The 23,938-nt window shown below is 64.0% G+C and carries 20 protein-coding genes and 1 tRNA gene; 12 read left to right on the forward strand and 9 right to left on the reverse strand.

The window, feature by feature from the left end; all coding sequences use genetic code 11:
- Nucleotides 1–26 precede the first annotated feature (26 nt).
- Both NPS46_RS05685 and NPS46_RS05690 read right to left on the reverse strand, forming a co-directional pair.
- Nucleotides 27–100 (reverse strand) — tRNA-Cys (locus tag NPS46_RS05685).
- Between the two features lie 186 nt (nt 101–286).
- The gene (locus NPS46_RS05690) at nt 287–850 is read right to left on the reverse strand and encodes a helix-turn-helix domain-containing protein (RefSeq protein WP_274105459.1); all 564 of its coding nucleotides are present in this window, start codon (nt 848–850) and stop codon (nt 287–289) included.
- Between the two features lie 92 nt (nt 851–942).
- Between NPS46_RS05690 and NPS46_RS05695 the strand changes: the two genes are divergently transcribed.
- The 7 genes from NPS46_RS05695 (at nt 943) to NPS46_RS05725 (ending at nt 8,115) form a co-directional block, all read left to right on the forward strand.
- Complete coding sequence (locus NPS46_RS05695) at nt 943–1,878, forward strand: DMT family transporter (protein WP_274105460.1); 936 nt, start codon at nt 943–945, stop codon at nt 1,876–1,878.
- Between the two features lie 164 nt (nt 1,879–2,042).
- Nucleotides 2,043–4,958 carry a monovalent cation/H+ antiporter subunit A gene (locus NPS46_RS05700; RefSeq protein ID WP_274105461.1) on the forward strand — a complete coding sequence of 972 codons (2,916 nt, stop codon included), beginning with the start codon at nt 2,043–2,045 and terminating at the stop codon, nt 4,956–4,958.
- Nucleotides 4,958–5,302, forward strand: coding sequence for a Na+/H+ antiporter subunit C (locus tag NPS46_RS05705; protein ID WP_274105462.1), 345 nt, complete (start codon nt 4,958–4,960; stop codon nt 5,300–5,302). Before NPS46_RS05700 ends, NPS46_RS05705 begins: the two co-directional genes overlap by 1 nt.
- Nucleotides 5,299–6,990, forward strand: a complete 1,692-nt coding sequence (locus NPS46_RS05710; RefSeq protein WP_274105463.1) for a monovalent cation/H+ antiporter subunit D — start codon at nt 5,299–5,301, stop codon at nt 6,988–6,990. The genes NPS46_RS05705 and NPS46_RS05710 overlap by 4 nt, the downstream gene beginning before the upstream one ends.
- Nucleotides 6,987–7,475, forward strand: a complete 489-nt coding sequence (locus NPS46_RS05715) for a Na+/H+ antiporter subunit E (RefSeq protein ID WP_274105464.1) — start codon at nt 6,987–6,989, stop codon at nt 7,473–7,475. Before NPS46_RS05710 ends, NPS46_RS05715 begins: the two co-directional genes overlap by 4 nt.
- Nucleotides 7,472–7,750 (forward strand): K+/H+ antiporter subunit F, encoded by a 279-nt coding sequence (locus NPS46_RS05720; RefSeq protein ID WP_274105465.1) that lies wholly within the window; start codon nt 7,472–7,474, stop codon nt 7,748–7,750. Before NPS46_RS05715 ends, NPS46_RS05720 begins: the two co-directional genes overlap by 4 nt.
- Nucleotides 7,747–8,115: a Na+/H+ antiporter subunit G gene (locus NPS46_RS05725; RefSeq protein WP_274105466.1), complete on the forward strand. Its 369-nt coding sequence runs from the start codon at nt 7,747–7,749 to the stop codon at nt 8,113–8,115. The genes NPS46_RS05720 and NPS46_RS05725 overlap by 4 nt, the downstream gene beginning before the upstream one ends.
- A gap of 85 nt (nt 8,116–8,200) precedes the next feature.
- Here the strand turns inward: NPS46_RS05725 and NPS46_RS05730 are convergent, their stop codons facing one another.
- Both NPS46_RS05730 and NPS46_RS05735 read right to left on the reverse strand, forming a co-directional pair.
- The gene (locus NPS46_RS05730) at nt 8,201–9,691 is read right to left on the reverse strand and encodes a DASS family sodium-coupled anion symporter (RefSeq protein WP_274105467.1); all 1,491 of its coding nucleotides are present in this window, start codon (nt 9,689–9,691) and stop codon (nt 8,201–8,203) included.
- Nucleotides 9,692–9,758: 67 nt separating this feature from the next.
- A complete protein-coding gene (locus tag NPS46_RS05735; protein ID WP_274105468.1) occupies nt 9,759–11,762 on the reverse strand; it encodes a sensor histidine kinase in 2,004 nt (667 codons plus the stop codon).
- Between the two features lie 201 nt (nt 11,763–11,963).
- Here NPS46_RS05735 and NPS46_RS05740 point away from each other — a divergent pair, with 201 nt between their 5' ends.
- Both NPS46_RS05740 and NPS46_RS05745 read left to right on the forward strand, forming a co-directional pair.
- A complete protein-coding gene (locus NPS46_RS05740; RefSeq protein WP_274105469.1) occupies nt 11,964–12,656 on the forward strand; it encodes a response regulator transcription factor in 693 nt (230 codons plus the stop codon).
- Between the two features lie 2 nt (nt 12,657–12,658).
- On the forward strand, nt 12,659–13,504 hold the full coding sequence (locus NPS46_RS05745; protein ID WP_274105470.1) for an alpha/beta fold hydrolase: 846 nt from the start codon (nt 12,659–12,661) through the stop codon (nt 13,502–13,504).
- Between the two features lie 29 nt (nt 13,505–13,533).
- Here the strand turns inward: NPS46_RS05745 and NPS46_RS05750 are convergent, their stop codons facing one another.
- The 5 genes from NPS46_RS05750 to NPS46_RS05770 all read right to left on the reverse strand — a co-directional run bounded on the left by NPS46_RS05750 (nt 13,534) and on the right by NPS46_RS05770 (nt 19,290).
- Nucleotides 13,534–14,292, reverse strand: a complete 759-nt coding sequence (locus NPS46_RS05750; RefSeq protein WP_274105471.1) for an SDR family NAD(P)-dependent oxidoreductase — start codon at nt 14,290–14,292, stop codon at nt 13,534–13,536.
- A gap of 64 nt (nt 14,293–14,356) precedes the next feature.
- Nucleotides 14,357–15,754 carry a dihydrolipoyl dehydrogenase gene (gene lpdA, locus NPS46_RS05755; RefSeq protein ID WP_274105472.1) on the reverse strand — a complete coding sequence of 466 codons (1,398 nt, stop codon included), beginning with the start codon at nt 15,752–15,754 and terminating at the stop codon, nt 14,357–14,359.
- Between the two features lie 8 nt (nt 15,755–15,762).
- A complete protein-coding gene (locus NPS46_RS05760) occupies nt 15,763–17,295 on the reverse strand; it encodes a 2-oxo acid dehydrogenase subunit E2 (protein ID WP_274105473.1) in 1,533 nt (510 codons plus the stop codon).
- A 2-nt stretch (nt 17,296–17,297) separates the two neighbouring features.
- A complete protein-coding gene (locus NPS46_RS05765; protein ID WP_274105474.1) occupies nt 17,298–18,317 on the reverse strand; it encodes an alpha-ketoacid dehydrogenase subunit beta in 1,020 nt (339 codons plus the stop codon).
- A 10-nt stretch (nt 18,318–18,327) separates the two neighbouring features.
- Complete coding sequence (locus tag NPS46_RS05770) at nt 18,328–19,290, reverse strand: thiamine pyrophosphate-dependent dehydrogenase E1 component subunit alpha (protein ID WP_274105475.1); 963 nt, start codon at nt 19,288–19,290, stop codon at nt 18,328–18,330.
- A 251-nt stretch (nt 19,291–19,541) separates the two neighbouring features.
- On the opposite strand from NPS46_RS05770, the gene NPS46_RS05775 reads away from it, so the two are divergent.
- The 3 genes from NPS46_RS05775 (at nt 19,542) to NPS46_RS05785 (ending at nt 23,851) form a co-directional block, all read left to right on the forward strand.
- Nucleotides 19,542–22,253 (forward strand): LuxR C-terminal-related transcriptional regulator, encoded by a 2,712-nt coding sequence (locus NPS46_RS05775; RefSeq protein ID WP_274105476.1) that lies wholly within the window; start codon nt 19,542–19,544, stop codon nt 22,251–22,253.
- A 121-nt stretch (nt 22,254–22,374) separates the two neighbouring features.
- Complete coding sequence (locus NPS46_RS05780; protein WP_274105477.1) at nt 22,375–22,890, forward strand: sigma-70 family RNA polymerase sigma factor; 516 nt, start codon at nt 22,375–22,377, stop codon at nt 22,888–22,890.
- Complete coding sequence (locus NPS46_RS05785; protein WP_274105478.1) at nt 22,877–23,851, forward strand: DUF4880 domain-containing protein; 975 nt, start codon at nt 22,877–22,879, stop codon at nt 23,849–23,851. Before NPS46_RS05780 ends, NPS46_RS05785 begins: the two co-directional genes overlap by 14 nt.
- Nucleotides 23,852–23,938: the final 87 nt, after the last annotated feature.

Genomic DNA, 23,938 nt, shown 5'->3' on the forward strand with positions numbered 1-23,938 from the left:
ATCAATGATCTGCGGGGGTTTTAGAGTGGAGGCCGAGGTCGGAATCGAACCGGCGTAGGTGGATTTGCAATCCACTGCATAACCATTTTGCTACTCGGCCTCAAGTATCCGGCATTGCTGCCAAATACATACAAACTTGAGCGACTTGCGAGGGAAGCTCGCTGCAACTCCTTGAATCTTCAGCCTTTAAATCACTTGCGTGTCAGCTGATGGCGCGCATTATGTCGTAGTTGAATGGCACTGGCAACCCCCTGATATCTAATAATTTTTATCTTTCCGGGGCCGTTCAGATGACCACGTTACGCACGAAGCGCACCGCCACCACGCCATCGTTGCGATACATATGTAGCTGGTTACTGGCGAACATATGGAAGTCGCCCGTCTCGAACACCCGCGCCTGCCCCGCCAGCACCAGGGTCAAGCGACCTTCAAAGACGTAGAACTGCTCACTCCAACCGTCGGCATCCGCCTGGGACAGGTACTGTTCTCCAGGCTCCAGTCGCCACTCCCATAATTCGACCTCGCGCCGGGCCGGGGCCTTGGACAACAGCACCGCGCGACTGCCGGGAATTTCACCGGCCCAGGCCACTTCATTGATACGGCTTGGGTCCTGGGCATCGGGCGCCTGGATCAGATCACTAAAAGCGACGTCAAGGGCTTCGGCCACCCGGTCCAGGGTACTGAGGCTGACATTCTTCTCGCCGGCCTCGATTGCCACCAACATGCGGCGGCTGACCCCGGACTTTTGCGCCAAGGCACTCTGGCTCAACTGCGCGGCATGGCGCAGGCGGCGGATATTCTGGCTGACATGCTGGAGCACGGAGGCTCTTGGCGCAGGTTCATCGTGCACTCTATAGCTCGCTTTATCGGTTTGCGCAGTATACTGCTCAGCTGTGGCGCATTGTGCGTCCTGCTTCTTTAGTGCGCAAGGATACGACACCCGTGCAATCCGCTACGAACGCCCTGCTTTCCTTACGCCTGAGCAAAGCCGAACTTGTGCTGGTGCTGATCACCATGATCTGGGGCGCCACCTTCCTGTTAGTACAAAACGCCTTGAGCGCCAGCGGGCCATTGTTCTTTGTCGGCCTGCGGTTTTTCGCCGCCACCGTATTTGTCGGCCTGCTGTCGGCGCGCCAGCTATCCGGACTCACCCGGCTGGAGCTCAAGGCAGGGGTCTTTATCGGCGTGGCGATTACCCTCGGCTACGGCTTGCAGACAATCGGCCTGCAGACCATTCCCAGCAGCCAGTCGGCGTTTATCACCGCACTCTATGTACCACTGGTGCCGCTGCTGCAATGGCTGGTACTGGGCCGTCGCCCCGGCTTGATGCCTTCACTGGGGATCATGCTGGCCTTTGCCGGGTTGGTCCTGCTGACCGGCCCCCAGGGTGCCAAGCTGGGCCTGGGCAGGGGTGAGATCGCGACCCTGATCGGTGCCCTGGCAATTGCCGCCGAAATCATTCTGATCAGTGCCTATGCCGGCCAGGTCAATGTACGCCGCGTGACCGTGGTGCAACTGGCTGTCGCCGCCATACTCGCCTTCGCGCTGGTGATTCCCACCGGGGAGGCAGTGCCCGGGTTTTCCTGGCTGCTGTTCTTTAGCGCCGTTGGCCTGGGCGCCTCCAGTGCCGCGATTCAATTGGCCATGAACTGGGCACAAAAAAGCGTTTCGCCTACCCGCGCCACGCTGATCTATGCCGGCGAGCCTGTCTGGGCAGGTATTGTCGGGCGCGTAGCCGGCGAACGCCTGCCTGCCATTGCCCTGCTCGGTGCAGCGTTGATTGTGGTGGCGGTGGTGATCGGCGAGTTGAAAATCCAACGCAAAGGCTCTAGATCAACGGACGCACAAGATTCCCCGGAGGCCTCGGGAAAACACTGAAAAAAGCAGTTTAAAGATGGATTTACGACTAACCATGATAGAAAGGCGTCAGATCATGCGACGTCATTTCTACACAATTTGTAGGATTCTGCCTCGGATCCGCTGTTGGTGATTGGCAGTACGCAACGTATGATCGCTCACAAACTCCTGCAGATTAGAAGCCTATGTCCCTGATAGTTCTACTGCTTCTGCCTTTTTTTGGCAGCTGTCTGGCGGCCTTGCTGCCCCACAATGCGCGTAATAGCGAATCGATTCTGGCTGGCCTGCTCGCCCTGATTGGCGCGGTCTCCATGGCCCTCCTTTACCCGCAGATCGCCCATGGCGGCGTGATCCGTGAAGAATATCAATGGCTGCCGAGCCTGGGCCTCAACTTCGTGTTGCGCCTGGATGGCTTCGCCTGGCTGTTCTCGATGCTCGTGTTGGGCATCGGCGCCCTGGTGTCGCTTTATGCACGCTACTACATGTCCCCGGACGATCCGGTGCCACGCTTTTTCTCGGTGTTCCTGGCCTTTATGGGCGCGATGCTCGGCCTGGTGCTGTCGGGCAATCTGATCCAGATCGTATTTTTCTGGGAACTGACCAGCCTCTTTTCCTTCCTGTTGATCGGTTACTGGCACCACCGCAGCGACGCCCGTCGCGGCGCCTATATGGCCTTGATGGTCACCGGAGCCGGTGGTTTATGCCTGCTGGCGGGGGTACTCATTCTCGGCCATGTGGTCGGCAGCTATGACCTGGACAAGGTGCTCGCTGCCGGTGATCTGATCCGCGCCCACGCCCTTTACCCAGTCCTGCTGCCATTGATCCTGATCGGCGCCCTGAGCAAGAGCGCCCAATTTCCCTTCCACTTCTGGCTTCCCCATGCCATGGCCGCGCCGACACCGGTGTCGGCGTATTTGCACTCGGCCACCATGGTCAAGGCCGGTGTGTTTCTCCTGGCCCGCCTCTGGCCCTCCCTCGCGGGCAGTGAAGAGTGGTTCTGGATGGTCAGCGGGGCCGGCGCCTGCACCCTGTTGCTCGGCGCTTACTGCGCGATGTTCCAGAACGATCTCAAGGGCCTGCTGGCCTATTCGACCATCAGCCACCTGGGTCTGATCACCCTGCTACTGGGCCTCAACAGCCCCCTGGCGGCCGTGGCCGCGGTGTTCCATGTGCTCAACCACGCGACCTTCAAGGCATCGCTGTTCATGGCCGCCGGGATCATTGACCACGAAAGCGGCACCCGCGATATCCGCAAGCTCAGCGGCCTGTTCCGCCTGATTCCGTTTACCGCGACCCTGGCCATGGTGGCCAGTGCGTCCATGGCCGGGGTACCACTGCTCAACGGTTTCCTCTCCAAGGAAATGTTCTTCGCCGAAACCGTGTTTATCAACTCCACCGCCTGGGTCGAGGCCGCACTGCCGGTGATCGCGACCATCGCCGGGACGTTCAGCGTCGCCTACTCGCTGCGCTTTACCGTCGATGTGTTCTTTGGCCCACCGGCTACCGATCTGCCACACACGCCCCACGAACCGCCGCGCTGGATGCGCGCGCCGGTCGAGTTGCTGGTCTTTACCTGCCTGCTGGTCGGCATCTTCCCGGCGATGATGGTCGGCTCGATCCTCGCCACCGCGGCCCAGCCCGTGGTCGGCGGCGAACTGCCGCACTATGACCTCGCCATCTGGCACGGCCTGAACGCACCGATGATCATGAGCCTGGTGGCCATGTCCGGCGGCATCCTGCTCTATCTGTTGCTGCGCAAGAAGCTGATGGCCGGCCCCGGCTACCCGCCCTTTATCGGCCGTTTCAATGGCAAGCGCCTGTTCGAGCGCAGCTTGGTGATCCTGATGCGCCTTGCCCGGCGCATCGAACGTCGCGTCAGCACCCAGCGCCTGCAACCGCAGCTGTTCCTGCTGGTTCTGGCGGCCGTCCTCGCGGGCCTGATTCCCATGCTGTACAGCGGGTTGAGCTGGGGCGATCGGCCGAAGATCCCCGGCTCGGTGGTTTTCGTCACCCTCTGGTTGCTGGCCATCACCTGCGCCCTGGGCGCCGCCTGGCAAGCCAAGTACCACCGTCTTGCCGCCCTGACCATGGTCAGCGTCTGCGGCCTGATGACCTGCGTGACCTTTGTCTGGTTCTCCGCTCCGGACCTGGCGCTGACCCAACTGGTGGTCGAAGTGGTCACCACGGTCCTTATCCTGCTGGGCCTGCGCTGGCTGCCACGGCGGATCGAGGAAGTCTCGCCACTGCCAAGCAGCCTGCCCAAGGCCCGGGCTCGCCGCCTGCGTGACTTGCTGCTGTCGGTTCTGGTCGGCGGTGGCATGGCACTGCTTTCCTACGCGATGCTGACCCGTCAGACGCCCAACGACACCTCGTCGTTCTACCTGAGTCGTGCCCTGCCCGAAGGCGGCGGCAGCAATGTGGTGAATGTGATGCTGGTGGACTTCCGGGGTTTCGACACCCTGGGCGAGATCACCGTACTGGCCGCCGTGGCCCTGACCGTGTTCGCCCTGCTACGCCGCTTCCGCCCGCCCAAGGAAAGCCTCGAACTGCCGAACCAGCAACGCCTGCTGGCCAGCGACGTGGTGACCGACCTGGTCAACCCGCGCAGCGCCAGCGATACCGCCCTGGGCTTTATGATGGTACCGGCCGTACTGGTGCGCCTGCTGCTGCCGATTGCCCTGGTGATTTCCATGTACCTGTTTGTACGCGGGCACAACCAGCCCGGTGGCGGTTTCGTCGCCGGCCTGGTGATGTCGGTGGCGTTTATCCTCCAGTACATGGTCGCAGGCACCCAGTGGGTCGAGGCGCAAATGAGCCTGCGGCCGCTGCGCTGGATGGGCACCGGGCTACTGTGCGCCACGCTGACCGGGCTTGGCGCCATGGCGCTGGGTTATCCGTTCCTGACCACCCACACTGCCCATCTGCACCTGCCGCTGCTCGGTGACATCCATATCGCCAGCGCCCTGTTCTTTGACATCGGCGTCTACGCCGTCGTCGTCGGCGCCACGCTGCTGATTCTCACGGCCCTGGCGCACCAGTCGGTCCGTGCCCATCGGCCAGCCGGCCAGACCAGCCCGCAACCCAAGCCAGGAGCCGCCTGATGGAAGAAGTCATTGCAATTGCCATCGGCGTACTCGCGGCCTCGGGCGTGTGGCTGATCCTGCGGCCACGGACGTTCCAGGTGGTCATGGGCCTGTGCCTGCTGTCCTATGGCGTCAACCTGTTTATCTTCAGCATGGGCAGCCTGTTTATCGGCAAGGAGCCCATCGTCAAGGATGGCGTGACCCAGGACCTGCTGCACTACACCGACCCCCTGCCCCAGGCCCTGGTCCTGACCGCCATTGTCATCAGCTTTGCCATGACCGCGCTGTTCCTGGTCGTCCTGCTGGCGTCGCGCGGGCTGACCGGGACTGACCATGTGGACGGCCGGGAGCCCAAAGAATGAACCCGCTTTCCCACCTGATCATCGCCCCGATCCTGCTGCCGCTGCTGACGGCGGCCATTATGTTGATGCTGGGCGAGAAACACCGGCCGCTCAAGGCCCGGATCAATCTGCTCTCCACCCTGACGGGCCTGGGGATCGCCATTGCCCTGCTGGTCGGCTCGCAGCACCAGGCCTCGCCAGCGGCCATCGGCGTCTATCTGCCGAGCAACTGGCCGGTGCCCTTCGGCATCGCATTGGTGGTCGATCGCCTGTCGGCGCTGATGCTGGTGCTGACCGGGATCGTCGCGGTCTGCGCCCTGCTGTTTGCCATGGCCCGCTGGGACCGCGCCGGGGCCAGCTTCCATGCGCTGTTCCAGATCCAGTTGATGGGCCTGTACGGCGCGTTTCTGACCGCCGACCTGTTCAATCTGTTCGTGTTTTTTGAAGTGCTACTCGCCGCCTCCTACGGCCTGATGCTGCACGGCTCGGGACGCGCACGGGTCTCGGCCGGGCTGCATTACATTGCGATCAACCTGCTGGCCTCCTCGCTGTTTCTGATCGGTGCGGCACTGATCTATGGCGTGACCGGCACCCTGAACATGGCCGACCTGGCGCTGAAGGTGCCACTGGTGCCGGAGGCGGACCGTGGCCTGCTGCATGCCGGCGCCGGGATCCTGGCCATCGCCTTCCTGGCCAAGGCCGGGATGTGGCCGCTGAACTTCTGGCTGGTACCGGCCTACTCGTCAGCCAGCGCGCCAGTCGCGGCCCTGTTTGCGATCATGACCAAGGTCGGCATCTACACGGTGCTGCGGATCTGGACCCTGCTGTTCTCTGGCCAGGCCGGGGCCTCGGCCTACTTTGCCGGTGATTGGCTGGTCTATGGCGGCATGACCACCATTGTCTGCGCCGCCCTGGCGATCATCGCCGCCCAGCGCCTGGAGCGCATGGCCAGCCTGAGCATCCTGGTCTCGGCCGGGATCCTGCTATCGGCCGTCGGCTTCGCCCAGCCGAACCTGACGGCCGGCGCGCTGTTCTATCTGGTCAGCTCGACCCTGGCCCTGAGCGCCCTGTTCCTGCTGGCCGAACTGATCGAGCGCTCGCGCTCGGCCATCGAGCAGCCCCTGGAAGAAGATGTCGAGCCATTGCCGCGCCCTGTCGAGCCCCAACCCTTGCGCCGTGGCACCAACCTGGACGACGAACAGAAAGCCGTAGTCGGCCAGGTCATCCCTTGGACCATGGCATTCCTCGGCCTGAGCTTTATCGCCTGCGCGCTGCTGATTATTGGCATGCCACCGCTCTCCGGGTTTATTGGCAAACTCAGTCTGCTCAATGCCCTGCTCAACCCTCTGGGCCTGGGTGCCAGCGCCGAGGTGCCGGTGTCCACTGCGGCCTGGTGCCTGCTGGGCCTGCTGGTGTTCTCCGGATTGGCCTCGCTGATTGCTTTCTCCCGGGTCGGTATCCAGCGTTTCTGGAGCCCCGAGGAGCGCCCCTCGCCAGTGCTGCGTCGCTATGAGTACGCGCCCATTGTGATCCTGCTGGGCCTGAGCATTGCACTGACATTCAAGGCCGAGCCCTTGATGCGCTACACCCAGGCCGCCGCCGACACCCTCAACCACCCGCAGCAGTATGTGATGGCGGTGCTCGCTACCCGCGCCGTGCCCAGCCCCGAAGCCAAGGCCGCCGGCGCCACGCTGGAGGTGCAGCCATGAAGCGTCTGTTCCCTGCCCCCTGGCTATCCCTGGCGCTCTGGGTGCTATGGCTGGTGCTCAATCTGTCACTCAGTGTCGGCAACCTGCTGCTGGGCGCCCTGCTGGCGTTCCTCGCGCCCCTGTTGATGGCCCCGCTGCGCCCCTTGCCGATCAGAATCCGCCGCCCCGGGGTGATGCTGCGCCTGTTTCTGCGGGTCGGCTACGATGTGCTGGTGTCCAATCTCGAAGTCGCCTGGGGCGTACTCAATGCACGCCGGCAGCCGCCGCGCTCGCGCTTTATCAAAATCCCCCTGGACCTACGCGACGCCAATGGCCTGGCCGCCCTGTCGATGATTACCACGGTGGTGCCCGGCACCATCTGGTCGGAGCTGGCGCTCGACCGCAGCCTTCTGCTCTTGCACGTGTTTGATCTGGATGATGAGCAACGCTTTATCGAACACTTCAAGCAGTCCTACGAACGTCCCCTGATGGAGATTTTCGAATGAACACCCTGCTCTCCAACGCGATTCTGTTGACCCTGTTCATCTATTGCGTCGCGATGATCCTGACCGTAATTCGCCTGTTCAAGGGCCCTTCGGCCCAGGACCGGGTACTGGCACTGGACTACCTGTATATCGTCGCCATGCTGATGATGCTGGTACTGGGCATTCGCTATGCCAGTGATACCTACTTCGAAGCCGCGCTGTTGATCGCGCTGTTCGGTTTTGTCGGCTCATTCGCCTTGGCGAAATTCCTGTTGCGTGGCGAGGTGATCGAATGAATGCGCTGGATGATCTATCGCTCTGGGTGCAAGTACCGGTGGCCTTGCTGCTGTTGATCAGCGGGCTCTGCGCGCTGTTCGGGGCCCTGGGCCTGCTGCGCATGAAAGACTTTTTCCAGCGCATGCACCCACCGGCCTTGGCTTCGACCCTGGGCGCCTGGAGTGTGGCGCTGGCGTCGATCATCAACTTTTCCGCCCTCAAGTCCGAGCTGGTGCTGCACGGTTGGCTGATCCCGGTGCTGCTGGCGATTACCGTGCCGGTGACCACCCTGCTGCTGGCCCGCACCAGCCTGTTTCGCAAGCGCATGGCCGGTGAGAATGTACCGGCGGAAATCAGCAGCGGACGCACCGAAGGCGGCAGCTAACCGCCCTTGCTCGCGAGCTGCGGCGACCATCCGGACGCTAAAAGCTCGCGAGCAGGTGCACTCCAGCAAGAAGCGCAATACCAGCTTACATCCAGCCCAGCCAACGCCAGTACGTGGCGCCAAATACCAGCATCAGCAGGTAGCCGACCAGCGTCACCACCAGCCCGACCTTGGCAAACTGCCGCGCATTGAAGGTCTCGGTGCCCAGGCAGACCATGTTCTGCGGCGCGTTGATCGGCAGGATAAACCCGTAACTGACCGCAAAGCCCAGCAGCATGGTCATGCCCAACCGGTTGAAATCCCCCGGCAGGGTCTGCAAGACGGCGATCAGGATCGGCAACAAGGCCGAGGTCAGGGCCGTGGCACTGGCGAAGCCCAGGTGAATCAGAATCAGAAAAGCGGCCAGAATCGCAAATACGCCCAGCGAGCCGAGCTGATCCAGGCCCGTGTTCCCGACCACCTGAATCCCCAGCCATTGTCCCGCCTGGGTGGTCAGCAGCGCCGTGCCCAGGCTGATGCCCACCCCAAAGACAATCACCGTGCCCCACGGAATCCGCGATTGCACGTCCTTCCAGGTCATCACGCCAAACCGCGGTAACAGCAGAAAGACCAACCCGGCGTAGGTGGTCGAGGTGGTGTCGAAGCTGTGCAGCTTGCCTTCGGTGGCCCAGGCCAGCAGCAAGAGCAGCGACACGCCCAGCAGGCGCTTTTGCGGGCTGGTCATGGGGCCGATCTCGGCCAACGACTGTGCGACCGCTTCCCGGCCGCCCGGAACGCTGTCACTTTCCGGTGGCAGCATTTTCAGCACGATAAACAACAGCACCCCCGACATGATCACGGCCCAGGGTGCACCGGCGATCAGCCAGTCGATCCAGGCCACGCGCTCGCCGAGCATCTTGTCCATAAAGCCGACGGTCAGCAGGTTCTGCGCGGCCGCCGTCTGGATGCCGACGTTCCAGATGCTGGTGCCCTGGGCGACCACAATCATGATCCCGGCGGCGATATTCGAGCGCTTGTCCACGCCAAACGCGGCGATCACCCCCATCATGATCGGCACGACACAGGCACTGCGGGCCGTGGCGCTGGGCACCACCAGGCTCAGCAGGATGGTCACGGCAATCGCCCCCAGCAGAATTCGCCGGGTGCTGGTGCCGACACGGGACAAGGTCACCAGGGCAATACGCCGATCAAGGCCGGTATGGGTCATCGCCGCCGCAATAAACAGCGCACCCGCCACCAGGGCCAGGGCCGAGTTGGAGAAACCGGTAAGGGCCATGCTGATGGCAGCGGACGAACCGTATAGCTGCTGCGGGTCAGCCAGAGTAGGCGCGGTGCCGATCAGAAACGCCATAAGTGACGTAATCATGATTGCACTGGCTTCGTAGGAAACTGCCTCGGTAATCCACACGACCACGGCAAAGGCCAGGATCGCCAGAATGCGATGCCCTGCCACGGGCAGGTCGGGCGGCAATGGCAGCAGCAATACGCCAATCATCACCAGTACGCCAATCACCAGGCCTATGGGCAGGCGCGCCTTGGCTGGCGCGGCGGTTGGGCTGGGCGCGGATACGCTCATGGTTGTCTCCAGCAGATATCGAGGCAGGAATGATGAACCCTGTCTGTGACAGCACCGCTGATGGAGATCAATGATTGACCGAGAGGCCCGGGCCAGAGGGCTGGCCGTCGTCGGCCAGGTCGTTTCTACTGGCACATAGGGTGTCCTGGCGGCGCTCCTGCAAAGGCGTGATCACCAGGCGCAGGCGAATATGGATCTGACCCTCTTCGCCAGCGCTGAGCAGGCTCACATCGCCACCGTGCAGTTCGGCGATCCGTCGGACCAGATAGAGCCCCAACCCGGCGCCCGGGCTGAGTTGGGACTGGCGCCCGCGGTAGTACTTGAGAAACAGCCGCTCGCGCTCGTCCTCGGGGATCGGCTCGCCACCATTGCGCACCTCCAGGCAGACACTGCCGTCCGCTGCGGCATAGACCTGGACCAGCACTGCGCTGCCCGGCGGTGCGTGGCGATCGGCATTGGCCAGCAGATTGCGCATGGCCACATGCAGCAACCCCGCATCGCACTGGTACAAACCGGCAGCCAGGCGACAGTCGACGTGAATCCGCCCCGGCGCAAAATCGGCCTGCAGGTCCTCCAGCAGTGCCGCCAGATCGCAGGGCGCAAGGCGCAACGTCGGGTTGGGGCCGGTCATGCGGTCGTGATTGAGGTAGTCATCGACCAGGGCCATCAGCCGGGTCGAGGCATCGCGAATATTCTGACAGCGCTGCAGGCTTTTCTCCGTCGAAGCCCCCAGGTTTCGCGCCATCTGCTGGGCCGACGTGGAAATAATTGCCAGGGGCGTGCGGAACTCGTGGGAGACCATCGCAACGAAGTCGCGCTGCTCTTCGAGCACATGTTTTTCCTTGACCAGGGCCGCGCGCAGGTCCTGTTCAAGGCGCTCACGCCGGGAGATTTCATTGCGCAACTCACGAGTGCGCAGCCGTACCTGAGCTTCCAGGTGCTCTCCATGGCGCAATGCCTGTTCGGCAGCCCGGGCCTGGACCTGCGCCGACTCGCGCTTGAGGGTGTTGTAGTGGCTGATAATGCGCAGGCTCATCAGGCCCATATGCAGCATGGAGCCAATGGGCGACACCAGGTTGGTCCAGACATTGCTCGGTACATAGCCCAGGTTGCGCATAAAGCTGATGACCGCCCCGGCATAGAACACCCCGAAGGCAAACAGGTAGTAACGGGCCGGACGATGCCCGCGCAGCAGCAGCCAAAACGCCAGCCCCAGGAAGAACGGGATCAGCACCAACGCACTGCCCTGGCTCAGCCTGGCACCTTCGCCATAGTGGCCGTTCAGTACCGCCAGCGCGGCGACGCCGGCAATCCCCCAGCACAGTAACGCCAAACGTCCATGCAAGCGCGGATAGACCTGGGGCAGGCCCAACTGGCGGCCGGCAAAAATCATTCCGATGGGAATCGCCAGGGCCAGGGTCACGCCCAGCAACGGGTCACTGATACTGACCGGCAGATCGAGCAACTGCTGGGGCAGGCCTAGCGACAGCACCTCGATGCCCACGCAGCAATTGACGTACAGCAGGTACCAGCCGCTTTCCGGCGCGCGAGTCATACGCCAGAACACCGTATGAAAACCGATCAGTAGCAGGTAAAAGCCAAAGTACAGACCGTAGGCGAAAAACTCGCGCCGCGAATGGTTGGAAAACTGCTGGCCGGGTTCCAAGTCGAGACCGACCGCCATGGCATTCTTGCTTTGCAGACGCAGCAACAGGGTTCTGTCCCCCGGCTCGGCAAATCGCAGGGGAAAGACCGCGCTGCGGTAATCCACCGGCCACAGGGGGCGCGCCAGGTTCTCGCCAGCGCGTTGCTCACTCCAGCGCCCGTCGCTTTCACGCTGATACAGGCGAACGTCGTCCAGCAGTGCGTTGTCCAGGCGCAGGGCCCACGTCTGCCCTGCCGGCTCGGGTACCCGCACGCTCAAACGCAGCCAGACCGTCGCATCGGTAAAGCCGGCGTTGAGAGCGCCCGGCAAGGCCTGCCATCTCGGTGCCAGCAACACTTCTTCGGGGCTCAACGTGCCGTCGGGGTCGTCGAGCCGCTCGATATAGCCCTTGGCTTCAATCGGCAAAGCCCCCCCCTCCAGCAGCAAAGGCCTGGCGTTCAAAGGCGCACACGTGAACAGCGCCGCCAGGAGGAGGACGAAAACAGGCCATTTCATAGCGGGCGATACTATCACGAGGCCATTATCGGCTGCACCGCGCTCAGGTTCGCTCAGATTCTGCCGCGTAAACCGCCGCCCAGCGGCCCGGCATTCGGGTAAGCTGCGCCCATGACCGACCTGATCCTGCTCGAAGACGAGCCCATACTGCGCCAAGAACTCGGGGAATTCCTCGAGGACTGCGGCTACCGCACCGACAAGGTGGCGAGCCTCGCCGAGTTCGCCGCCCGCTTCGACCCCCAACGCCATGGCCTGGCGATCATCGACCTCGGCCTACCCGATGGCGACGGCCTGCACCTGATCCGCCAACTGCGCGCGGGCGACCATCGCCTGGGCATCATCGTACTGACCGGACGCAACACCACGCTGGACAAGATTGCCGGCCTCGAAGGTGGCGCCGACCATTACCTGGACAAAGGCTGCGACCTCGACGAGTTGGCCGCAACCCTGCAATCGCTCAAGCGCCGTCTGGAACTGGGCGACCAGCCCCGCCAAGGCAGTGAGTGGCGACTGGAGCTGGGTCCGCGCCGCCTGCACGTGCCGGGAGCGCCAGCGGTGGCCTTGTCCCAGCAGGATCTGCTGGTGCTGGAAAGCCTGATGAGCAATGCCGGCAAAGGGGTCAGCCGCCAGATGATTGTCAGTGCTCTCGATGAAGACTACCTGCATTACGACCAGCGCCGCCTGGATACCCAGATGCGGCGGCTGCGGCGCAAGATCGAGGAAGTGACCGGCCAGGAGCTGCCGGTCAAGACCCTGCGCAACGCCGGCTATTGCTTCTACGCCAACGCCCGGATCCAGCCCTGAAAATGCCCCTGTCGCCCCTGCGCCTGCTGCCGGTTCTACTGGTCGTGCTGCTTAGCGCCTGCGCCAGTGCGCCGGCGCCCGAAGCCCGCCGCCAACAGGCCATGGAGCTGGCCCGCCTGCAGCATTGGCAGGGGCTCACCCTCGACACCCAGTCGTTTCCATTGCAGGCCTTCGTGCCATCGACCTTTGCCGACGAGCGTCGGTTGGTGATCTACCTGGAAGGCGACGGCTTTGCCTGGCGCACCGCCAGCCAACCGTCCGACGACCCGACGCCGATCAACCCGCTGGCCCTGCACCTGGCTTTGGCCCAGCCCTCCGGTAACGCGGCCTATCTGGCACGACCCTGCCAGTACCTGGGCGCACAGCGTGCACCCTGCAGCCAGCGCTACTGGACCGATGCCCGTTTTGCCGACACGGTGGTCGCCAGTGTCGACCTGGCCATCAGCACCCTCAAGGCCCGGGCAAACGCCCGGGAAGTGGTCCTGGTCGGCTACTCCGGTGGCGCAGCGATTGCGTTGCTGGTGGCGGCCCGGCGTGATGATATCCGCCGTGTCGTGACGGTCGCCGGCAACCTCGACCATCGCGCCTGGACCGACTATCACCACGTGCAACCGTTGCGCGGCTCGCTTAATCCCGCGGACGACAGCACGCGCCTGGCCCATCTGGAGCAGATCCATCTGGTCGGCAGCGACGACCGGGTCTTGCCGCCGCCGCTGGCCCAGCGCTTTGTGCGTGAACATCCGGCCAATCCGCCGGCACAGGTCTGGGTCATGCCTGGCTACACCCACCAGAGCGGCTGGGCCGAGCACTGGCCCAGCCTCTGGCAACGCCTCGAACAAATCCCCTAGCCGCGCCCATCCGCGGAGCCTGCCGGGGCCTACAACACCTTAGGCTGTCCATCGGAGGCCGTGACCCCGCCGTCTACCGGCAGATTGACGCCATTGATAAAGCTCGCATCGCTACTGGCCAGGAACGCAATCGCCGCCGCCACCTCACTCGGTAAAGCCTCGCGCTGTAGGGGAATGCGCTCATTGAATTTGTCGCGAATCGACTGTTCCCAGCCCCAGGTCATGGCCGTGCGCGTCAGGCTCGGGCACACCGCGTTGCTGCGCACGCCCTGGGCACCATGGTCCAGCGCCAGCGCCCGGGTAAAGTTGACCACCGCGCCCTTGCTGGCGCAGTAGAACGCCGCCCCCCAGTCCCCCCCCAATCCCGACACCGACGCCGTATTGACGATGCAGCCTTGGCGTTCAATCAGGTGCGGCAAGGCCAGTTTCGAGCAGAAAATCACCCCGTCGATATTCACCGAGGCGATCCTTCGCCAATCCGCTTCGCTGGTTTGCAATGTCGTCCCCGGGATATGCACCCCCGCGTTATTGACCAGTACATCCAACCCGCCGAAATGCTCGACGGTCGCATCGATCATCTGCTGCACCGAGGCCAGGCTCGACACATCGACGTGCAGCGCCAGCGTCGAGGCCTTCGGCAGCTCACTGGCGACTTGTTCGGCCTGCTCCAGGTTCCAGTCCGCCAGCACGACGCGCGCACCTTCGGCGCTGAAACGGCGCGCCGTAGCTTCACCAATACCGGCGGCAGCGCCGGTGACCAGCACGACCTTGTCTTGAAAACGTTGCATGGTTTGCTTCCTTGTACAGGCTAGGATTCGATCACACCGCGCGACCTTGCGACCGCGCCGTGCCTCATTGATGCAAGGGGCGGCCAAGGGCCGCGAGTACGGCTTCGTGCATGGCCTCGCTCAGGGTCGGGTGCGCGAATACCACCTGGCTCAGCGCTTCATCGGTGGCTTCCAGGGCCTGGGCGATGCCAAAACCCTGGATCTGTTCGGTGACCTGCGGGCCGACCATATGCACACCCAATAGCTCGCCACTCGCCGAGTCGAAGAGGGTCTTCACAAACCCGCTGGTATCGCCCATGGCCAGGGCTTTGCCATTGGCCTGGTAATCGAAGCGCCCCACCGTAAACTGCCGGCCACTGGCCTGGGCCGCCGCTTCGGTCAGACCCAGGCTGGCGACCTGCGGACGGGCATAGGTGCAGCCGGGAATGCTGGCCTTGTCCAGGGCATGTACGCCCTGCACGCCGGCCAGCTTCTCGACGCAGATCACCCCTTCATGGCTGGCCTTGTGGGCCAGGCATGGCGCGCCGGCCACGTCACCAATGGCATAGAGCCCTTGAACATTGGTCCGGCCAAAGCCGTCGGTCTTGATAAAGCCGCGCTCGCACTCGACCCCCAACGCCTCCAGGCCAAGGTCCTCGATATTGGCCTGGATCCCGGCCGCCAGCAGCACCCGCTCGACGCGCATGCGCTCCTCGCTGCCATCGGCCAGGCGCACACAGCACTCGGCGCCTTCGGCAGTGGAGGTCACCGAACTGACACTGGCCTGGGTCAGAACCCGAATCCCGCGTTGTTCGAAGCTTTTTCGCACCAGGGCTGCGACCTCGCCATCCTCGACCGGCATGATCTGGCGCGCCATTTCCACCAACGTCACCTGGCTGCCCAGGTCGCTGTAGAGGCTGGCGAACTCCACGCCAATGGCTCCCGAACCGATCACCAGCAACGACGCGGGAACAGTCTTGGGCAGCAGCGCTTCAAAGTAGCTCCAGATCCGCTGGCCGTCGGCGGCGATCCCCGGCAAAGGCCGCGGGCGGGCACCGGTGGCCAGGATGATATGGCTGGCGCGATAGGCCTGCTCGCCGCTGGCGCCGGTCACGCTGACACACCCCTTGGCGACCAGACGCCCATACCCGTCGATCACCTGAACACCATGCTTTTTCAGCAGATAGGCAATACCCGAGGTCAGCCGGTCCGAGACTGCACGGCTACGCGCCACCAACTGGCTGATATCGAAGCGGATGTTGTCGGCAGCAAAGCCGTACTCTTCCAAATGGGCCAGGCTATGGGCCAGTTCGGCACCCTTGAGCATGGCCTTGGTCGGGATGCAGCCCCAGTTCAGGCAAATGCCACCCAGGTGCTGTTTTTCCACCAACGCAGTGCGCAGGCCCAGTTGCGCAGCCCGAATGGCGGCCACATAGCCGCCCGGCCCACCGCCGATAATCAATACATCGAATGTCTCGCTCATGGGCGCTCCTAGACCAGCATCAAGGCCGGGCTTTCCACCAGGCGCTTGAGTTCTTTGAGGAACGTCGCGCCCAGCGCGCCGTCGATCACTCGGTGATCGCAGGCCAGCGAAACGCTCATTTGCATGCGCACCGCAGGTTGCCCTGCCAGTGCAACCACCCGTTGCTCCCCGGCTCCGATGGCCAGGATCGCCGCCTGGGGCGGGTTGACGATGGCATCGAACTGCCGCACGCCAAGCATGCCCAGGTTGGAAATACTGAAGGTGCCGCCCTGGAACTCCTCGGGCTTGAGCGTGCCGGCCTTGGCCCGGGTCGCCAGGCTAAGCATCTGGCTGGAAATCTGCGCCAGGCTCTGGCGATTGGCGGCGCGGATAATCGGGGTGATCAACCCACCCGGCAGCGCCACGGCCACGGCGATATCGGCATCGGCAAAGCGCCTGACCGTTTGGCTGGCCTCGTCGAACTGCACATTGACGTCCGGCACCTTGACCAGCGCCAGGGCGCAGGCCTTGATCAGCAGATCGTTGACCGACAGCTTGACCGCCGGCACCGTACGATTGATCTCCGCGCGCACGGCCAGCAGGTTTTCCAGGTCCAGGTCAATGTTCAGGCGAAAGTGCGGGGCGTTGCGTTTGGACGCTTGCAAGCGCGTTGCAATAGCCTTGCGCATGCCACTCATGGGTAGGCTTTCAAAGACGCTTTCAGGCACCGCTTCAACCACCGGTGCAACACCACTCACGCCACCCTGGGCGGCCAGCACATCCTCCTTGCAAACCCGCCCCCGACTGCCGGTGCTGCGGCAATCATGCAGATTGATCCCCAGGCTGGCAGCCAGCCGCCGAGCGACCGAAGTGGCGGGCACCTGGCTATCGTCGGCACGCGAGGGTTGCGGGCCACGGCTTGTGTCGGCAGTGGCCGGCGTTTCAATGCGCCCGCCCTGGGCAAGAATCGCCGCTTCAAGGTCACGCACGGCAATGCGCCCTTCCCGACCACTGCCTGCCACCCGGCCCAGGTCGATGTTCAGGTGCTGGGCCAGGCGCACGGCATGGGGCGTGGCAAAGACCGCGCCGACCTCCGTACTGCCTTGCAGGCCAGCCGGTATCTGCCAACCGCCCCGTGCCACGACGGCGGGTTTGGCTGCGGCGCCGGCCGCCGCTGCAACCGGGGCCGTAACGGGAGCCGTAACGGGGGCCGAACCGGGAACCGAAACCACGGCCTCGCTCGCGGTGGCACTGGCACTCGGCGCAGTACTCCCTGTACGTCCCGCCAGGAACGCGTCGATATCCGCCTCGCTGACCGACGCATCCGCGGCCACCCCCAACACGCCACCGACCGGTATGGTCTGCCCCGGCTCGGCCACCCGTCGTCGCAATACACCGGCAAATGGCGCCTCCAGCACATTGGCAATCTTGCTGGTTTCGATCTCGCACAGCGCCTGATGGGCCGCGAAGCTTTCGCCTGCCTCGATAAGCCAGGCATTGAGCGTGCCTTCTTCCATCGACAGGCCCCACTTGGGGACTTCGATTACGCGTATGTTGCTCATGTTCAGGCCTCCAGCACTTTGCGCACAGCGGCTTCAATGCGCTGCACACTCGGGATCCAGGCCTGCTCCAGCACCGGCGAAAACGGTACGGGTGTATGCGGCGGGGTCACCATGATGATCGGTGCCTTGAGGTGATAGAACGCCTGGGAGGCAATCAACGCGGCGATGTCGTGGGCAAAGCCCAGGCGCGCGGCCGACTCGTCGACAATGACCACCCGCCCGGTGGACGCGACGGACTCCAGGATCCCTTCTTCATCCAGCGGCGACACGGTGCGCGGGTCGACTACCTCCACAGAGATCCCTTCAGCCGCCAGTTTGTCCGCCACCTCATTGGCCTTATGGACCATGGCTGCCAGGGCAATGATGGTGACATCGGTGCCTTCGCGGGTGTAGTTGGCGACGCCGAAGGGGATCGTATAGGCATGTTCGGGCACCTCACCCTTGATGTCGTAGAGGATCTTGTGTTCACAAAACACCACCGGATCGTCATCGCGGATGGCCTGGATCAACAACCCTTTGACGTCATAGGGGGTGGACGGCACCACGACCTTGAGCCCCGGCGTGGTCGCGAAAATATTGTAGGGCGACTGCGAATGCTGGGCCGCCGCGCTGAAGCCGGCGCCGATCATGCCGCGCACCACCATGGGCGCCTTGGCCTTGCCGCCAAACATGTAGCGGAACTTCGCCGCCTGGTTGTAGAGCATGTCGTGGCAGACCCCGAAGAAGTCCATGAACATCAGCTCCGCCACCGGGCGTAGACCGGTTACCGCCGCACCGGCGGCCATGCCGATAATGGCCGACTCGGTGATCGGCGTATCGATCACCCGGGAAGAACCGAACTGGGTCCATAGGCCCTTGGTCACGCCCAGCACACCGCCAAAGGCTTCGCCCTTGTTACCCAGCGGCGCAGTGCCCGCCTGGCCACCGCAGACGTCTTCGCCGATCAGCACCACGCGTGGGTCGCGCTCCATTTCCTGGGCCAGGGCTTCCTTGACCGCTTCGCGATAGGTTCGAATTGCCATTTGCTGATCCTCAGTAAGCCACGTAAACGTCGGTGAGAAGGGTTTCCACTGCCGGGTATTGCGCCGCGCGGGCCTTGGCCACCGCGTCATCGACCTGGGCGTGCACCTCATCGTCGATGGCCTGCAACTCCTCGGCAGACACCTGCCCTTGCACCTGCTGGCTGAAGATCTGCAGCGGGTCGTTCTCCTTGCGCAAACGCTCGACTTCGCCGTCCGCCCGGTACAGCATCGGGTCGCCTTCGAAGTGGCCGTGCCAACGATGGGCCACCGCTTCAATGGCACTCGGCCCTCCCCCCGCACGGGCACGGGCAATGGCCTGCGCAGCGGCTTCGTAGACAGCGAAGAAATCCGTGCCGTCGACCTTGACCGCCGGCATGCCGAAGCCGGCGGCACGGGTGGTGATATCCCGCCCGCCCACGGCATAGTCATGCCCGGTGGCTTCGCCGAAACCGTTGTTTTCGAAGATGAAGATGGTCGGTAACTGCAGCACCACAGCCATGTTCATCGCCTCGAACACCAGGCCCTGGTTGGAGCCGCCATCACCGGTGAAAGACACTGCGACGTGGCCGGTGCCCAGGGTCTTGGCCGTCAGCGCCGCGCCAATGGCCAGCGGCGGTGCGCCCCCGACAATGGCGTTGGCGCCCAGCATGCCCTTGCTCAGGTCGGCGATATGCATCGAGCCGCCCTTGCCTCGGCACAGGCCGGTTTCCTTGCCAAAAATCTCCGCCATCATGCCGTGCAGGTCGCAGCCTTTGGCGATGCAGTGACCGTGACCGCGGTGGGTCGAGCCGATATAGTCCTGGTCGGTGAGGTTTTCACACACGCCCACGGCAATGGCTTCCTCACCGCTGTACAGGTGGATAAAACCGGGGATATCGCCGGTGGTGTTTTCCTGGTGCAGCCGCTCCTCGAAGACGCGGATTTCACGCATCTTGCGATAGGCCTGAAGCAGCTGCGGTTTGCTTAGCGACATGGATTCGCCCTCTCGTGCTGGTTTTTGTCGGTCTGGGTCGCTGATCTGCATCAGAGCCGCGACACTGGCGTGGCGCTAAGGTAAGAGCAGTAGAGACGGGCCATAACTACCCGGATGGGGGGGCGCAATCGGATGACGGGGGGGCTTAACCTTGGACCACGCAGGGATAACGCGGTCAGACAGGCACCGCGGCGTACAATCGAGCCGATAAAAACAATGACTGACTCGCACATCGAGAAGGATGGCTCGCCATGGAGCCTCTGAGTAGCGTCCCCACGCCCCATGGCCAAGGCGCGTTCAGCCTGCGCCATGGCCTGCCGCTGATTGCCACCAAACTCGGCCCGCCGCGCTCGGCCGGGCCGCTGCTGCAGCGCCCGCGCCTGCTTGCGCGCCTGGACAGGCTGCGTGAATGCACCCTGGCGCTGGTGGTCGGCGGAGCTGGATTCGGCAAGACCACCCTGCTCAGCCAATGGCGCCAGCAACGTGTGGAGGCCGGACAGACCGTGGCCTGGCTCAGCCTCGACGAACAGGACGATTCGCTGAGCTGTTTTCGCCGCTATCTCCTGGCCGCCCTGGAGGCCTGCCCCGCCGCGCCCAGTGGCCTGGAAGCTGCCCGCGCGGCCAGCCAGTCACCCGGTGCCGGGTTTATCGCGCTGCTGATCAATGCCCTGAGCCTGCGCGCCACACCGCTCTACGTGGTGATCGACGACCTGCACCTGATACGCAGCCCCGCCATCCATCACGACCTGGTCGAGCTGATCCAGCACGCCCCGGCTTGCCTGCACCTGCTGCTGGGCAGTCGCAGCACCCCGGCGCTGCCGTTGAGCCAGCTGCGCGCGCGCCAGCAACTGCTGGAGATCGACGCCCATGACCTGCGCTTCGCCCTTGAGGAGGTCCAGGCCTACTTTCACGATACCGCGCCAGCGCCCTTGAGCCCCGGCGACCTGCAACAACTGATGCACCTTACCGAGGGCTGGATCACCGGCATTCGCCTCGCGGCCCTGGCCCCGACCCTGAACCCGGGACGGGCCCTGGGCCATGGCTCGCGGCTGCTGGGGCGCTACCTGCAGGAAGTGGTGCTCGAACCGCTGCCCGCAGCCGTCCAGGCCTTCCTGTTGCAGACTGCAGTGCTCAATCGCCTGACCCCCGAGCTGTGCAATGCCGTGACCCAGCGCGACGATGGCGAACAGATGCTCGGTTTTATCGAACAGCACAACCTGTTTATCTCGGCCCTCGACGAACAGGGTCGCTGGTTTCGCTTTCACACCCTATTCAGCGACATGCTCTACGAGCGCCTGGAGCATAGCGGCCAGCCCATCGCCCCTTTGCATGAACGGGCCAGCAACTGGCTGGCCGGCCAGCAGCTCTGGGCCGAGGCGATTCGCCACGCCCTCGCGGCGGGCAAGCTTGCCAGCCAGCTGGCCTGCGCCGACCAGGGGGCGCAGTCCCTGGCCGAGGAAGGCGATATCGACACCCTGGTGCGCTGGCTGCAACAACTGCCGATCGGCGTCGATGAACAACGTATCGAGTTACAGCTCAACCTGGGCTGGGCCCTGGCCCACCACTTTCGCTTCGACGAGTCACGCGAGCTGCTCGGCGAACTGCCAACGCTGTTCCAGCAGCACGCCCTGAGTCCGCGCCTGCGCGTTAAATATCAGGTGGTCGGCGCCATTACCGAGGCCTTCGCCGAAAATATCGAAGGCAGCATCCAGCGCGTCGAGCCCCTACTGGCGCAGATTCCCTGCGGCGATACCTGGGTTGACGGGCTGGTGTGCAACATTCTCAGCTACGGCTATCTGGTTCAGGGGCGCTACCACCAGGCGCAACGGGTCCAGCGCCATATGCCGTGCCCGAACACGCCGGCGGACAACCTGTTTGTCAGCGTCTACCGGGCCTTTATCCTGGGGCTCGGGCACCTGCGCCAAGGCGACCTGCTCAGCGCCGAGGAGGATTATCGCCAAACCCTGCTCCAGGCCGAGCGCCTGACCGGACGCCAGTCCAGCGGCAGCGCCACCCTGGCCGCGCTGCTCGGTGAAATTCTGCAGGAACGCGGCGACTGGTCCGCGCTCGATGAGCTGCTCGATGGCCGCCTGCCCCAGATCGACGCCATTGCTCCCCTGGACGCCCTGCTCGCGGCCTACAGTGCGCTGGCCCGGCGCGCACTGGCACGCGATGAGCCAGGCCAGGCCAACCGCCTGCTCGAACATGCCCAGCAACTGGCCACCGCCCGCCGCTGGCCACGCCTGCAGGGCGCGCTACTGGCCGAGCAGTTCCATGTCCACCTCAGTTGTGCCCAGTGGCCGCAGGCGCAGTCATTGCTCGAGCAACTGCACGCCCTGGCCGCCCTGGCTGACGGCGCCGCCGACCCGCACCAGCATTTGCAACGCTGCGCGGCACGTTGTCAGGCGCAGTGGTTGATGGCCCAGGCCGAGCCCGAGCAAGCCGCCCAGTGGTGCACTCCCTGGATCGAGCGCCTGCACCAACAGGGCCAGACCCTCGAAGCCCTGCGGTTTCAGGCGATGCGGGCCACCGCGTGGTGGCAGGCCGGCCAATCCCGGCAGGCTCACGAAGCCTTGCTGGCATTTCTCGAGCCGGCCCGCCGGCAGCGCCTGAACCGCAGCCTGCTGGACAACGGCCCCGCCATGCTCGAACTGCTCCAGAGCGCGGCTCGGGAACTCAAGGGTGCGAGCAAAAGCTACCTGCAATGCCTACTCGACAACAGCCACGGCCAGGCACCTGCTCCCTCGGGGCCCGCCCCGATGCTGATCCACTGCCTGAGCGAGCGTGAAAGCCAGACCCTGCTCCTGGTTGCCGAGGGCCAATCGAACAAGGAAATTGCCCGGACCCTGGAGATCTCCGCCGAAACCGTGAAATGGCACCTGAAAAACCTCTACAGCAAATTACAGGTCACCAGCCGTACCCAGGCCATGAACCGCGCACGGGAGTTGAGCCTGCTCGACTGACCCCTATTGCTCCTGGAGCCGCCCTCACTGATCGCCCGTGTTCAACACGGCAATTGCTGGCGCGCAACCGGCCCGAGTATAATGCGAAACATTATCAAATACATTTTCGGAACCGGCCTGCATGCAGAGCGACACCGACCCGCTGACCGCCGGCATTGGCCATCTGTACCGTGAACACCATTCCTGGCTGCAAGGCTGGCTCAGCCGCCGTGTCGGTTGTCGGGAGAATGCGGCAGACCTGGCCCAGGATGTTTTCGTGCGCCTGCTCAAAAGCGAGCGCAGCCCCAGCCTGTTACAGCCCAGGGCTTACCTGAGCAGCATCGCCCGTGGCCTGATGATCGACCACTATCGGCGTCGCGCCCTGGAACAGGCGTACCTGGACAGCATCCTGCATCTCGAACCCTGCCTGATTCCCAGCGAAGAGGAGCGCCTGGTGCTGCTCGATACCCTGGAGCGTCTTGACCGTCTGCTCGACCGGCTCAAGCCCCGGGTCCGCGAAGCCTTTTTACTGGCCCAGTTAGAGGGCCTGAGTTGCCCGCAGATCGCCGCGCGCCTCGGGGTCTCCCGGGCTACGGTCGAACGCGACTTGGCCAAGGCCCTGCATGCCTGCTACCGGTTGCACTATGCCGACCTCTGAAACCGCCCCACTCGAGGCGAAGGTGGTCGACCAGGCCATTGGCTGGCTGGTGCGGCTGCGTTTCGACCGCCCCGACCCCGCCACCGTACAAGCCTTTGAGCATTGGCTCGGGCAACGTCCCGAACACGCCCGGGCCTGGCAGCGAGTCGCCACCCTGGGCGCCGAATTCAGTGGCCTGCCGCCGACCCTGACCCGCCAGACCCTCGAAGGCACGCAGCGCCAGATCAGTCGCCGCGAAGGCCTCAAGCTGCTGGGCCTGGGTCTTGGCGCCAGCAGCCTGGCCTGGCTGGGCCGCGAACATCTGCCCTGGCCCGCGACATTCGCCGATTATCATACGGCGGTGGGTGAACAACGCCGGGTCGTGCTGGCCGACGGCAGCCAACTGCAGCTCAACACCGACACGGCCGTCGACTTCAACCCGCAACAGCGCGAGTTGCGCCTGCGCCAGGGGGAAATCCTGGTCGAGACCGGGGCCGACTCGCAGGCGCCCCCTGCCCGCCCGTTCTGGAGCCGCACCCGCGATGGCTATGTGCAAGCCCAGCGTTCGCGCTTTCTACTGCGCGAAAGGGTCCATGGCACCCTGCTGGCGGTCCAGCACGGCAGCGTCACGGTGTTTGCCGAGCATGACCAACAGACGCCAGTGCGTACCCTGGGCGCCGGCGAGCAATGGCTATTCACCGCCAATGGCCCGCTGCCGCTGGCGAATGAAGGGTTTGATCCCTGGTCGTGGAGCGCCGGCGTCCTCAGCGCCCGGCAGATGCGCCTGGGGGCCTTTATCGATGAACTTGCCCGTTATCGACGCGGCGTGCTGCGCTATTCACCGGCGGTGGCCGACCTGCGGGTGTCAGGGACCTACCAGTTGGCCGACACCGACGAAGTCCTCGCCTTGCTCGCCCAAGCGCTACCCGTACAGGTCCGCTACCGCAGCCGCTACTGGGTCACGCTGGATCTGCCCAGTTGATCTAAAAAATAAATGAGGGGAATTCTCATTCCTGTTCGACCTGTAAGGGAAGGCGGAAAACACGCCACACCTGCCCCACAGACCCCG

This window comes from Pseudomonas putida, assembly GCF_028682395.1.
In the GTDB taxonomy this organism is placed as follows: domain Bacteria; phylum Pseudomonadota; class Gammaproteobacteria; order Pseudomonadales; family Pseudomonadaceae; genus Aquipseudomonas; species Aquipseudomonas putida_AB.